Raw genomic sequence first — 12,643 nt, forward strand, 5'->3', positions numbered from 1 at the left:
TTTTGTCTGCCCCTCACCTCTCGCTCGAGGTCAGGTGGACGACAGTTTGAATCAGGAGATCACCTAGTCCGCCGGTCTTTCAACCAACTTGTCTCTCGTTTCACCGAGCCGGCCTCAGTCAAACAACGATTGAATCTTCGTTTCATCCGTTGCCCCCTTTCAGCTCAACACGTTGAATGAGCACTACACTAATACATTAACCGTTTTACGTGACATCGAATCCCTGTTCACCATTTCTCCAAAATTTAGTCGTCGATATAATGGTCGAGCGCATAGGCGACGCCATCATCCTCAACATCCTTCGTGATATGGGTACTGATGTCTTTCAACGGATCGACGGCGTTCCCCATCGCAATCCTCGTTTCCGCCACTTCGAACATCGAGATGTCGTTCAAATTGTCCCCGATGGCCACAATATCCGCTTGTGGAATGCCGTGATGCTCTGCCAACTGCGTCAAGGCCATCCCTTTGCTCGCATTCGGATGACCGATCTCGATTTTCGTCCAGCCTGCCGTCGTGATCAAAATGTCGGTCCGAGGCTCATACAGTTTCCGGAGCTCGTGCAGTTTGCGCCGATCGAACGAATAGACAAAGACTTTGTACACTTCGTCGGCCTCAAAGTCGATGTCCTCGATCGCATCAACATATGTCAGCCCGAACTGTTCGTTTTGAATTTCAATCTCCCGCTCGCCCCATTCCCGTGAGAACGATTGGTCGTGCGGCAACACCTCATCCAACTCGCCCTTCAGTAAATCGGTACCCGAACGGAGTACTTTCACCCCGGCATTCGTATAAAATTCGACGTACGCTCCGTGCTCATGGGCCACATCCCATAACTCCTGTACGACGTCTTTCGGGAGCGCGTGGTAATAAATGCGTTCGTTCTCATAGAAAGCGATCGCCCCGTTCCCGGACAAGATTGGACAAGTCAATCTGCTCCGTCGCAGCAACTCTTCGATATCGTGAATCGATCGGCCCGAAGAGATGGCGACCAAATCTCCCTCGGCTTGGCGACGCCGGATTGCGTCTTGGTTCGTTTCTGTGATGACACCAGTTCGAGACAATAACGTCCCGTCTAAATCGATGGCAATCAATTTCATGTTCCAATCTCCTTTCAAACACGTCTCATCATTCCATTCCCCGAATTCATCCATCTCAACGCAAAGAAGACACCATTCTGGCATATAGGCGTTTTCCTTTCACGCAAATAGGGAAATATTTATTAGTCCTAAATAATAATTTGTGCGTTTGGAAAGGAGTCCTCATGAACACTTCACCTGAAAAGCCACGCTTGAATCGCGTGTTCTACATTTCGGCGAGTCTCATCGCTCTCCTCGTCCTGTTTGGCGCGATTCGTCCGACGTTGTTCGCGACGATTGCCGGGAACATCTTCAACTTCACGACCCGTTCGTTCGGTTGGTTTTACTTACTTGCCGTCTTTTTGTTCGTCGTCTTCCTCGTCTTCCTCGCGTTCAGTAAATACGGGAAGATTCGGCTCGGGACGGACCAGGACCGTCCGCAATACCCGTTCTTTACTTGGATCGGGATGCTGTTCTCCGCTGGTTTCGGGGTCGGACTCGTCTTTTGGGGCGTTGCCGAACCGATGAGCCATTTCATCACCCCTCCGTATGCGGATACGACCGAGCTGACCGTCGAAGGAGCTCGATTGGCCATGGCATATTCCTTCTTCCATTGGGGCGTCAGCCAATGGTCCGTCTTCGCCATCGTCGGCTTGATTATCGCGTATTTCCAGTTCCGCCGAAATGCGGACGGCCTTATTTCGACGAGTCTGTCTCCGCTCATTAAAGACCGGGCTTATAAACAGCCGCTCAATCAAACGATTGATATTTTAGCCGTCATCGCGACCGTCATGGGTGTCGCCACGTCACTCGGTCTCGGTGTGCTCCAAATCAACGGTGGTTTGAACAGTGTCTTCGGGTTGCCGAACACAGCGCTCGTCCAAGTATTGATTATCGTTGTTTTGACCGTCTTGTTTTTGACTTCGACGACGACCGGTCTCGACCGCGGCATCAAATGGCTCAGTAATATCAACCTCGGGACCGCGCTCGTATTGATGGTATTCGTGTTCTTTGCCGGCCCGACCATCTTTATTTTAGAGACGTTCACGCTTGGGTTAGGGGATTACTTACAGAACTTTATCCGCTACAGTCTTCGTTTGCAGCCATACCAGCAAGGGACGTGGGTGCGTGATTGGACCATCTTCTACTGGGCATGGGCCATCGCTTGGTCGCCGTTCGTCGGTGCATTCGTCGCCCGCGTCTCACGTGGCCGAACGATTCGTGAGTTTATCGTCGGGGTGCTCATCGTGCCACCGTTCATCGCGCTCTTATGGATTGCCGTGTTCGGCGGAACGGCCCTTCACCTCGACCTATTCGAAGGAACATCGATTGCGCAAGCGGTCGATGCCGATGTGACGAGTGCCTTGTTCGTCACGTTTGCCGAATTGCCGTTCAGCTTTGTTTTATCCGTCTTGTCGATTCTGTTGATTCTTACTTTCTTGATCACGTCAGCCGATTCGGCGACGTACATCATCAGCAGTATGACGACGAATGGTAGTTTGAATCCACCGCTCACTGTCCGAATCGTTTGGGGCATTTTGCTCGGCGGAATCGCCGCCGTTCTATTGATCGCGAGCGGGCTCGAGGGATTGCAGACCGCTTCACTCATCTCCGCCCTCCCGTTCACCGTCATCTTGATTCTGATGGTGTACACGCTGTTCAGTCTATTACGCAAAGAAAATGTCCGTAAAATCAAATAGGAATTGGGGTCGCCTCAAAGGCGGCCTTTTCTTTTGGGGATGCGTCCCTCCATATTGACACGTGCAAAGGCGATTGCTACGCTTTTGTCAGCATGACACGCAAGTCAAAGGGGGAAACGATATGGCTCAAGATTTCACACGGGCGTACGCGGAAACACGCGACGCCAGCGACTCGCTCGCACCATACCGGGGAGAATTTTATTTGCCGCAAGACGGTATTTATATGGACGGTAACTCGCTTGGCCTGTTATCGAAACGGGCCGAACGGACGTTACTCGAATCACTGAGCGATTGGAAAGAGCTCGGGATTGATGGCTGGATGTCGGGACGCCACCCATGGTTCAACTTGTCAGAACAATTGGCCGCACTTAACGCCCCGCTCGTCGGAGCCAGAGCCGAGGAAGTGATGGTCACCGGGTCGACGACGGTCAACTTGCACCAACTCGTCGCCTCATTCTTTAAACCGGAAGGCAAGCGGACGAAGATTTTAGCCGACACGCTCACCTTCCCATCTGACATCTACGCCTTGAAGAGTCAACTCGAGCTCCGTGGACTCGACCCGAGCGAACATTTGGTCCAAGTCTCGAGCCCGGACGGACGCTACTTGAAGGAAGAAGACATCATCGCAGCGATGACAGACGACATCGCCTTGATCGTCTTGCCGACCGTCCTCTATCGCAGCGGACAAATCCTCGATATGGCCCGTCTCGCCAAGGCGGCGCATGAACGGGATATCTTGATCGGCTTGGACGCCTGCCATTCGGTCGGCGCCATCCCACACGCATTCCACGACTGGGGTGTCGACTTTGCCTACTGGTGCAACTATAAGCATTTGAATGGCGGACCTGGCAGCGTCGGCGGTCTATTCGTTCACGAGCATCACTTTGGGACAACGCCTGGCCTGGCCGGTTGGTTCGGTTCACGCAAAGATAAACAGTTCGACATGGATCATACGATGACGCCGGCCGATGACGCCGGTGCGTTCCAAATCGGGACGCCGCACGTTTTGAGCCTGGCTCCGCAACTTGGTGCCCTCGAGATGTTCAACGAAATCGGGATGGACGCCATCCGCGAAAAATCGCTCGCCTTGACGACGTATATGACCGCACTGATTGACGAAGTGCTCGCACCATACGGCTTCGTTATCGGCAGTCCGCGCAACGAGACACAGCGTGGTGCCCATTTGAGTCTCGAACACCCTGAGGCGGCCCGCATTTGTAAAGCGCTCAAACAGCATCGCGTCATCCCGGACTTCCGGGCCCCGAACATCATCCGACTCGCACCGGTCGCGCTCTACAACACGTTCACCGATGTGTATGATGTCGTGATGACGTTACAGACAATTATGGAAAACAAAGAATACGAGGCGTTCGAGAACGTCCGCGAAGTCGTGGCCTAAGGAGAAACAATATGAGTGAACGGATTGAACACAAAGTCGAGCAATCGATTCAGACAGACTTTTCGAAAGACATGTCGTACGGTGACTATTTGCAACTCGACCCGATTTTATCGAGTCAGCACCGCTTATCGGACCATCATGACGAGATGCTGTTCATCATCATCCATCAGACGAGTGAGCTGTGGATGAAATTGATTTTGCATGAACTGACGGCAGCCGTGACCGCCATCGAGACGGGAGAGCTCGAGCGTTCGTTCAAGATGCTCGCCCGTGTCTCGAAGATTCAACAACAGCTCATCCAGTCGTGGAGCGTCCTCGCGACGTTGACTCCGGCCGAGTATTTGGAGTTCCGCGACAAACTCGGTTCGTCTTCTGGATTTCAATCGTACCAGAACCGCCAAATCGAGTTCGCCCTCGGCTTTAAAAACGCACGCACGCTTAGCGTCTACGCCCATGACGAGAAACTGTATCCGCTTCTCGAGTCGTCGCTTCAGGCACCGAGCATCTATGACATGACCGTTCGCGAAATGCACCGCCGTGGCCTTGCCATCGATGACGCCGTGCTCAACCGGGACGTCACGAAAGACTGGGAATGGAACGAGAGCGTCGAAGCGGCTTGGGCCGATGTGTACCGGGACGTGGACAAGTATTGGGACTTGTATGAGCTCGGTGAGAAACTGCTCGATATCGGCAGCCAACAGCAGATGTGGCGCTTCAACCATATGAGCACCGTCGAACGGATTATCGGTCAAAAGATGGGGACGGGTGGATCGTCAGGCGTCAATTACTTGCGCCGCGTCCTCGACCACCGTTTCTTCCCTGAACTTTGGACCGTCCGGACAAAACTGTGAGGAGGACGAACACGATGACATGGATTGATGTTTCGCAACCGCTTGAAGACACGATCACGACATGGCCGGGCGACACGGCATTCTGTTACGAGATCGCTTGGCCGATGGCCGCCAGCGGTTCGGTCAACGTCGGGAAAGTGACGATGAGCCTGCATACCGGGACGCATATCGATGCCCCGTTCCATTTCGACGACGCCGGACAGCGCGTCATCGACCTTGATCCCGGGCTCTATATCGGTCCGGCCCGAGTCATTCATCTCCCTGCCCGCGAACGGATCGAAGCGACGGACTTGGACGACTTTGACTTGACCGGCGTCGAACGATTGATTTTAAAGACGGACGGCTGGCCGAACAAGCAGGAGTTCCCGAGCCACATCCCTGAACTCACGCCGTCACTTGCTGATCGTCTCGGCGAACTTGGGATTTACTTGATCGGTCTCGATTTGCCGTCGGTCGACGCAATCGACAGTAAAGAGATGGCGGCGCATCATGCACTCGCCCGCAACGGGGTCCACATTCTCGAAGGTCTCGTCCTCGACCATATCGCCCCTGGTGATTACGAATTGAACGCCGTGCCGCTCCCGATTGTCAAAGGAGACGGCAGTCCGGTGCGCGCTCTCTTGCGTTCGCTCGATTGAACAAACACCCCTTCGCTCGAAGGGGTGTTTTCAGTCTTCCTGCATGACCTCACTCGAACTTTTACGATGGTCGAACCGTTTCGAGATTTGCACTTTGTAAGCCATGTTCGCCTCATAGTCTGTCGAGAACACACCAGCGTACAACAAGTCGAGCAGGCAATGAATCGAATCGTTCGTCGTGAAGCTCCCGATTTTCGAGTAGAGGCGTTCACGGGTCGTCAAACGGAGCGTACAATCCGCCTGGTTCGAGATGGCATTCTCCCCTAGACTCGTCAAGGCGAGCACCGGCACACGTTGTTTTTTTAAGTAAGGAATAAGTCCGACCGTATAATCACTTTCTCCCGTATAGGAGATCAGGAGCGCACACGTCGTTTCGTCCGAGTTGGCCGCCTCGAATTCGGCATCGAATTCACAGAGGCTGACTTGCTTGCCGATCCGGTTCATCTTTGACTTGAAGTCGTGACAAAGCAACAAATTATGGATGACAGAAAAGACCTTGATATGGCGCGCTTCACTCAACATCGTTACGGCTTGCTCGTATGCCTCATGATCGAGCAACGACAGCGTGTCCTCGATCGTCATCTGTTTGAGGGCCGCCAGCTTGTTCGCCACAACCATCAAGTTATCCTTAGCCGAGAATGGCTCATTGGCATCGATATCCGAGAAGTGACGATTCAAATACTCGATTTCCTCCAAAAACTGTTCCTTCAACTCGAGCCAACCCGCAAACTCCAGTTTCGTGGCGATGCGACTTAACATCGATGGGTGCGTATACGTCGCCTCGGCGATTTGTTTCATCGTCTTGTCGTGGATCCGCTCCCGCTCGACGAACAAATAGTCGATGACGGCCCGTTCTGATTTAGAGAACAGGTCTTGCTTCATTTTCTCGGTCAATAGCATGTCCGGTCTCCTCTCGTGAATTGAATTCACAAAAATAAATGTCTATATGTTTCTTTTTGTAAACGCTTTCGGAGTTATCTTCAAATCTATTGTGTTCATTTTTCTTTATTTTATACTGAAATGGACATGAGAAGTTGCATTCAGCCAGCAAATATATTTACACATCCAGAACTTTTTTTGTGAACAAATGAGGAGGAGATTGAAATGACAACCGGAATCAAGCTCGTCACCATCGGGGGCGGCAGCAGCTACACACCAGAATTGATGGAAGGGTTCATCAAGCGTTACGAAGAGTTACCGATTCGTGAGATTTGGCTCGTCGATATCGAGGCCGGGAAAGACAAACTCGACATCGTCGGACAGATGGCGCAACGGATGTGGGACGCTTCTCCGTATGACGTTAAAGTGCATCTGACGCTCGACCGTCGAGAAGCGTTACAAGATGCCGACTTTGTCACGACACAGTTCCGTGTCGGTTTGCTCGACGCCCGCATCAAAGACGAACGGATTCCGCTCTCGTACGGTATGGTCGGCCAAGAGACGAACGGGGCCGGCGGTATCTTGAAGGCGTTCCGTACCATTCCTGTCATCCTCGATATCGTCGAAGACATGAAACAGCTCTGTCCGGACGCCTGGCTCGTCAACTTCACGAACCCGAGCGGAATGGTGACCGACGCGGTCATCCGTTACGGCAAATGGGACAAAGTTATCGGACTGTGCAACGTGCCGGTCAATGCGATGATGGCTGAACCGGAACTGATCGGCAAGAAGCCAGAGGACTTGATCTATTCGTTCGCCGGGTTGAACCATTTCCACTGGCACCGCGTCCACGACGTGAGCGGACAAGACGTGACACGTGACATCATCGACAAGATGTACGACGGCGATTCGGGGATTCCCGCCAACATTCACGACATGCCGTTCTTCCAAGAACAACTGCAACAGATGAACATGATCCCTTGCGGCTATCACCGGTATTACTATCGTGCCGAGGAAATGCTCGCCCACATGCTCGAGGAATATCGGGACCCGGCCGTCGGCACGCGGGCCGAGCAAGTGAAGCAGACGGAAGCGGAGCTATTCGAGCTGTACAAAGACCCGAACCTCGACCATAAACCGGAGCAACTGTCTAAACGCGGCGGTGCTCACTATTCGGACGCGGCGTGTGAGACGATCGCCTCGATTTACGCCAATAAGAACACACACATCGTCGTCTCGACGAAGAACAACGGGGCCGTCCCTGACCTCGCTCCAGACGATGTCGTCGAAGTGTCCGCCTATATCGGCGCGACCGGTGCGAAACCAATCGCGTTCGGCGCGCTCGCCCCGGCTGAAAAAGGATGGCTCCAAGTTATGAAGAACATGGAGCTGTGCGTCGAAGAAGCGGCCGTGACCGGTGACTACGGGCTCGCCCTTCAAGCGTTCATCATCAATCCGCTTATCCCGAGCGGCGAGACTGCGAAACGGGTGCTCGATGAACTGCTCATCGCCCATAAAGATTACTTGCCTCAGTTCGCCGATAAAATCGCCGAACTCGAAGCGAGCGGCGTCACGATCAAAGACGAAGTCGTTCAAGCGCTCCAACCTGTCGAGCACGCATAAATAAAAGCCAGCGCGTCGCAAATCGACACGCTGGCTTTTCTTCACGCTTTAACACGTTCGTACTCCTCTTTCGTCACGACATAAATGAGGCTCTGCACAGTGCGCCCATCTAAGCGCGTCAACTGCTGAGACGTCGTGAACGCGTACGTGAAGCCTGTCTTTTCGACGACGCGGCGCGACTGATCGTTGAAGTCGAAATGACCGCACCAGATGCGTTCGAGTCCGAGGTCGTCAAAACCGTGCCGCATCACTTCGTGGACGGCTTCCGGGATGTACCCTTGCCCCCAATGGTCCGGGCTGAGAACATACCCGATCTCGCGCTGCCGGTCATGCTGAATCTCAGGGTCCGGCCGGCGGTCGTGCAACCCGAGGCTGCCGATCACCTCACCTGTCTTTTTCAGTGTGATGGCCCAGACGTCTTGGTCTTGCTGGAACAGCCGGATGACGTCACGCGTCTCCTCGACCGATTGGTGCGGCGCCCAGCCTGCTTTCGGTCCGACCCGCTCGTCTTTCGCATAGTGAAACATCTGTTCAGCGTCCTCGAGCTGAAACGCCCGCAACCGGAGCCGGTCTGTATCAAGTTGAATCATCTTGTTCTTCCTTTCTGTCGTTTCCCTCGGATTCGTTCCGGGAATGAATCCATGAGGAGGGATCACGATGCCATTTGATTATGATTTAGATTTTGAAACGATTGATTTCCGTAAACAACCGGAGCTGTATCGGGTCGGACGAGGTGAACAAGGCGTCCTGCTCGTCGAACCGTATAAAAGTGAGATTCTCCCCCATTGGCGCTTCAAGACGCCTGACATCGCCGAACAGTCCGCCGATGAGATCATGGAGCTATTCGAAAAATACCGGGCCAACGATGATTTCGTCGGAATGGATATGGCCCGCAAATTCATCCAGATGGGCTATACCCGGGCGAGACGTTACGCCAACTATAAAGGCGGACGAAAATATAAGGACGACGGAGATCTCCACGACCGACAAATCGACGAGGAGAAAGCGGAATCGGCCCGCATCTTCAAAGAGCGATGGGATCAGCTTCGGGCGGACGAGGACTATTTGAAGCGAAAGAAAGCCCATCAGAAACAGTACGGCTGATTATCGGGTCATGACGATAAAACGGGTCGCCCCTTTTTCAAACGAAGTGACCTGTTGAAACCCGAGCTGCTCATAGAGATGGATGGCCCGCTCATTGAACGCGGCCACCGTCAACCGGAGCGGTTTACCTTCGTGTGCCGCTTCTTGCATCACCAACCGGACGAACGTTCGCCCGTGTCCCCGTCCCGTTCGATCCGGATGCATGCCGAGCCCGAGGTCGACGCATGTGTCATCGTAGACGTATGTATCGTTCGGCACTTGTGCATACGTGCCGAGACAATAGAAACCGATCAACGCCTCGTCATGGACGGCCTGATACGCCATCAGTTCATCCAGCCCTTCCGCTGAAGCTTCTTGGTTATAGAAATCATACGGTGCCTCGTACGTCCACGCTTGAATCGCGCGGGCGTCTTGCTGTGTCATCGGGCGAATATCCATGACAACCTCCTTTCTCACGTCTCTTTTTGTTCGTGCTCATCGGCAAACATTCCTGTCTACATCAAAAAAAGGATGGGTCGCCCCATCCTCACTTCCGTGTCCACGTCGCCGTGATGTCGACGTCGGCCGCATGCATTAAATTGTGGATTGGACAACGAGCCTCGACGCCTTTCTGGAGCGCCGCAATCCGTTCATCCGATTCGGTCGTATCGAGGACGATGTTGACGTGTACTTTCTCAAAATACGTCCGTACTCCTTCAACGCCTTGGAAGCCGCGCGGGTCGAGCGTTCCTTCGGTCACGAACGTCACCCCGTCATAGTTGAAATCTTGATCTTGCGCCACATAGGCAATCATGATCGTCGTACACGACGACAATGCTCCGAGTAAATATTCGAGCGGGTTCGGACCGGCGTCCGTCCCACCGAGACGTTCCGGTTCATCGACGACGAACGGTTCGAGGTCACGCACATGCACCGTCGTCTTCACACTCGTCGCTTCCCCTTCGGCTCGCATCGTTACTAACGGTTTTTCAGTCATCTCGTCTCCTCCTCTATCAAATTGCCATCTTCATTCTCGTTCCCGTTATTTCGGTCCGTGTAACACTTCGTCATAAATCGCATAGTCGTTTTTACCGTGTTGCTTGATTTGATACATCGCCTGATCAGCTTTATGAATGAGCGTGTCCAAGTCCGCCCCTTGATCCGGTGCGACACTGACCCCGATGCTCGCTCGAATCGGAATCGTCTCCCGTCCGAGCCGGAACGGCCGCTCCGTCAGCAGCAACTGCAAGCGCTCGACGAACGCAACGATGTCATCTGCATCGACGTTCGGCACATAAATATAGAACTCATCCCCGCCGACGCGCGAGGCTAGTCCCGCTTCCGGCGTCGCCATCTCAAGCAACTCACCGAGATGAATGAGAAAATCATCGCCGACTTGGTGGCCGTACGTGTCGTTGATTCCTTTAAAGCCGTCGAGGTCGATGACGACAAGCGCGACCGTGTCCGCTTGCAGTAATGCCTGGTCGGCCTGCTCATAAAACGCCCGACGGTTCGCGAGTTTCGTGAGCGGGTCATGATAGGCGAAGAAGCGAATCGACTGTTCGGCTTCTTTGAACGAATGGACGTCTCGAATCAAAATCATGCCGTGTATTTTTTGATCGATATAGACGAAATCACCATCGATGACGACGTACCGTTCTTGTCCTGATTTTGTCTGAATCTTCGTCTCGAACTCGAGAAACTTTTTTTGCGCATGGAAATGTTGGTCGTAATGCGCACTCCATTCGTCCCGCTTTTTCTCGGGCAACAAATCGACAAAACGTTCATTGACGACACGGACCGTATGAAACAATGTGCGCGCGGCCGGATTCGCACTCTCAATCTGTCCCTGATCATCGACGAGCAGAATCGCCGACGGGTTCAAGTTATAGAGCGTGCCATACCGTTTGACGTAAGACGCTAGGAAATCAAGTCGATTCATCGCGACGACGAGCGCGACCGCCCAGACAAGTCCACCGTACATATACGCGTAAGGCGGCATGATTCCGCGGAGCTGGACGTATCCGAAGACGATGTCCCAGACAAGAACGGCGACGGCCGTCCAAATGAGCATGCGCAGCACCCGTTGATGCTCGAAGCGCTCGGACCGCTTAAGGGCATACATCAATAATAGGATCACAAGAAAATGAAACACGTTACCGACGGTCATCGTCGTCAAATAAGACGCGTTGAACTCAGGATAAATCCAGACACCGACTTGGTCGAACCGCTGACTGTTCAAGATGTTCTCTTGACGGATGAACGTCAAGGCGACCGGGACGAGCGGCAAATAAATGGCATACGGATAAATCCATCTCGGTAACTTCGCCCCGACGCCCGTCACTTTGACAATGAAGTGGACCGAACAGACGAAAATCAAAATTCCGGCGTTACCGAACCAATACGTCACGAAGGCCGGACTCGCTTCGATCGGGGACAAATGACGCCCGAACTCGGCCAAGAACAGCATCGCATAACCGAACACGAACAGACTGAGCAACCGATGCTCGACTTGGCGCGGGTTGCGGAGCAATACGTCAAGAGCGAGGTGACTCAATAGAAAAGCCGGAAGCAAGTAAACGGCCATATAGAGAAATAATGCGGTCATGGATAGACCCCTTTCTTCTAACAAATCCATCTCTTACTTTCTCTATCGGTCGAAGCGATTCCTTTGTCGATTTCACGGACACATCCATACAAAAAGCGAGCGGAACCAAGTCCGCTCGCTGTCGTCATCTCGTTTATAATGTGTCCTCAATCGCCGTGTCACCTTTGACGAGGTCAATCGCTTGATTGTGGGCTGCGTCATGACCAATGAGATGTGCCAAGAAGGCCGCCACGTCTGCACGCGGAATCTCACCCGTCGATACGTCGCCCGTCTTCACTTTGCCGGTACCGGCGTCATCTGTGAGAGCGCCCGGACGGACGATCGTATACGTAAGCCCACTCTCCTCGAGCAGACGATCCGCATGGTGCTTCGCCACATAATATGGTTTCATCTCTTCCGGCCATGCCGAACGATCTTCTGCTTTCAATGCGCTCACCATGACGAACTGTTTCACATTCCCGTTCTTGGCAGCCTCAATGCTTTTCGCCGCGCCGTCAAGGTCGATCAGGAGCGTCTTGTCGGCTCCGGTGCTACCACCTGAACCGGCTGCGAAGACGACCACGTCCATGCCAGACATTGCTTGTTCAAGTGACGAGACGTCACCTTCGAGGTCGCCTAGGACGGCCTGATAGCCTTTTGATGTGAAGTCATCGAGTTGCTCTTGTTTTCGAACCATCGCCGTGACTTGGTGTTTCCCTTCCTCGTGCAATCGTTCCACGAGCTGTTTTCCAATCTGTCCATTCGCGCCTATTACAAATACGTTCATCTGTCTTCCTCCTCGAT

The 12,643-nt window shown here is 53.3% G+C and carries 13 protein-coding genes; 6 read left to right on the forward strand and 7 right to left on the reverse strand.

What is annotated here, in order from left to right; all coding sequences use genetic code 11:
- Positions 1–245 precede the first annotated feature (245 nt).
- Entirely contained in the window at positions 246–1,100 is an 855-nt protein-coding gene (locus AC13H5_RS14000; RefSeq protein ID WP_138858645.1) for an HAD family hydrolase, read from the reverse strand.
- A 164-nt stretch (positions 1,101–1,264) separates the two neighbouring features.
- Between AC13H5_RS14000 and AC13H5_RS14005 the strand changes: the two genes are divergently transcribed.
- The 4 genes from AC13H5_RS14005 (at position 1,265) to kynB (ending at position 5,667) form a co-directional block, all read left to right on the forward strand.
- On the forward strand, positions 1,265–2,779 hold the full coding sequence (locus AC13H5_RS14005) for a BCCT family transporter (RefSeq protein WP_034779574.1): 1,515 nt from the start codon (positions 1,265–1,267) through the stop codon (positions 2,777–2,779).
- Between the two features lie 121 nt (positions 2,780–2,900).
- On the forward strand, positions 2,901–4,178 hold the full coding sequence (kynU, locus tag AC13H5_RS14010; RefSeq protein WP_483546050.1) for a kynureninase: 1,278 nt from the start codon (positions 2,901–2,903) through the stop codon (positions 4,176–4,178).
- An 11-nt stretch (positions 4,179–4,189) separates the two neighbouring features.
- Entirely contained in the window at positions 4,190–5,029 is an 840-nt protein-coding gene (gene kynA / locus AC13H5_RS14015; protein WP_214753495.1) for a tryptophan 2,3-dioxygenase, read from the forward strand.
- A gap of 14 nt (positions 5,030–5,043) precedes the next feature.
- The gene (gene kynB / locus AC13H5_RS14020) at positions 5,044–5,667 is read left to right on the forward strand and encodes an arylformamidase (RefSeq protein ID WP_483546051.1); all 624 of its coding nucleotides are present in this window, start codon (positions 5,044–5,046) and stop codon (positions 5,665–5,667) included.
- A gap of 30 nt (positions 5,668–5,697) precedes the next feature.
- Here the strand turns inward: kynB and AC13H5_RS14025 are convergent, their stop codons facing one another.
- Positions 5,698–6,567: a MurR/RpiR family transcriptional regulator gene (locus AC13H5_RS14025; protein WP_034779583.1), complete on the reverse strand. Its 870-nt coding sequence runs from the start codon at positions 6,565–6,567 to the stop codon at positions 5,698–5,700.
- A 204-nt stretch (positions 6,568–6,771) separates the two neighbouring features.
- Between AC13H5_RS14025 and AC13H5_RS14030 the strand changes: the two genes are divergently transcribed.
- Positions 6,772–8,169 carry a 6-phospho-beta-glucosidase gene (locus AC13H5_RS14030; protein WP_483546052.1) on the forward strand — a complete coding sequence of 466 codons (1,398 nt, stop codon included), beginning with the start codon at positions 6,772–6,774 and terminating at the stop codon, positions 8,167–8,169.
- A 41-nt stretch (positions 8,170–8,210) separates the two neighbouring features.
- Here AC13H5_RS14030 and AC13H5_RS14035 read toward each other — a convergent pair whose 3' ends face one another.
- Positions 8,211–8,759 (reverse strand): GNAT family N-acetyltransferase, encoded by a 549-nt coding sequence (locus AC13H5_RS14035; RefSeq protein WP_483546053.1) that lies wholly within the window; start codon positions 8,757–8,759, stop codon positions 8,211–8,213.
- Positions 8,760–8,826: 67 nt separating this feature from the next.
- Here AC13H5_RS14035 and AC13H5_RS14040 point away from each other — a divergent pair, with 67 nt between their 5' ends.
- Entirely contained in the window at positions 8,827–9,273 is a 447-nt protein-coding gene (locus AC13H5_RS14040) for a DUF4385 domain-containing protein (protein WP_483546054.1), read from the forward strand.
- On the opposite strand, the gene AC13H5_RS14045 is transcribed toward AC13H5_RS14040, so the two are convergent.
- From AC13H5_RS14045 to AC13H5_RS14060, 4 genes are all read right to left on the reverse strand, one after another.
- On the reverse strand, positions 9,274–9,711 hold the full coding sequence (locus tag AC13H5_RS14045; RefSeq protein ID WP_483546055.1) for an N-acetyltransferase family protein: 438 nt from the start codon (positions 9,709–9,711) through the stop codon (positions 9,274–9,276).
- A gap of 88 nt (positions 9,712–9,799) precedes the next feature.
- On the reverse strand, positions 9,800–10,249 hold the full coding sequence (locus tag AC13H5_RS14050; protein ID WP_021065934.1) for an OsmC family protein: 450 nt from the start codon (positions 10,247–10,249) through the stop codon (positions 9,800–9,802).
- Positions 10,250–10,294: 45 nt separating this feature from the next.
- Entirely contained in the window at positions 10,295–11,860 is a 1,566-nt protein-coding gene (locus AC13H5_RS14055) for a diguanylate cyclase domain-containing protein (RefSeq protein WP_483546056.1), read from the reverse strand.
- A gap of 133 nt (positions 11,861–11,993) precedes the next feature.
- Entirely contained in the window at positions 11,994–12,626 is a 633-nt protein-coding gene (locus AC13H5_RS14060; protein WP_034779608.1) for an SDR family oxidoreductase, read from the reverse strand.
- Positions 12,627–12,643 lie beyond the last annotated feature (17 nt).

It is taken from the genome of Exiguobacterium sp. FD-YE-25-4, assembly GCF_057004685.1.

Coding starts and splice junctions, on each gene's coding strand:
- AC13H5_RS14060 (WP_034779608.1), bottom strand. CDS start 12,626: ATGAACGTATTTGTAATAGGCGCGAATGGACAGATTGGAAAACAGCTC.
- kynA (WP_214753495.1), top strand. CDS start 4,190: ATGAGTGAACGGATTGAACACAAAGTCGAGCAATCGATTCAGACAGAC.
- kynU (WP_483546050.1), top strand. CDS start 2,901: ATGGCTCAAGATTTCACACGGGCGTACGCGGAAACACGCGACGCCAGC.
- AC13H5_RS14005 (WP_034779574.1), top strand. CDS start 1,265: ATGAACACTTCACCTGAAAAGCCACGCTTGAATCGCGTGTTCTACATT.
- kynB (WP_483546051.1), top strand. CDS start 5,044: ATGACATGGATTGATGTTTCGCAACCGCTTGAAGACACGATCACGACA.
- AC13H5_RS14035 (WP_483546053.1), bottom strand. CDS start 8,759: ATGATTCAACTTGATACAGACCGGCTCCGGTTGCGGGCGTTTCAGCTC.
- AC13H5_RS14000 (WP_138858645.1), bottom strand. CDS start 1,100: ATGAAATTGATTGCCATCGATTTAGACGGGACGTTATTGTCTCGAACT.
- AC13H5_RS14025 (WP_034779583.1), bottom strand. CDS start 6,567: ATGCTATTGACCGAGAAAATGAAGCAAGACCTGTTCTCTAAATCAGAA.
- AC13H5_RS14040 (WP_483546054.1), top strand. CDS start 8,827: ATGCCATTTGATTATGATTTAGATTTTGAAACGATTGATTTCCGTAAA.
- AC13H5_RS14030 (WP_483546052.1), top strand. CDS start 6,772: ATGACAACCGGAATCAAGCTCGTCACCATCGGGGGCGGCAGCAGCTAC.
- AC13H5_RS14055 (WP_483546056.1), bottom strand. CDS start 11,860: ATGACCGCATTATTTCTCTATATGGCCGTTTACTTGCTTCCGGCTTTT.
- AC13H5_RS14045 (WP_483546055.1), bottom strand. CDS start 9,711: ATGGATATTCGCCCGATGACACAGCAAGACGCCCGCGCGATTCAAGCG.
- AC13H5_RS14050 (WP_021065934.1), bottom strand. CDS start 10,249: ATGACTGAAAAACCGTTAGTAACGATGCGAGCCGAAGGGGAAGCGACG.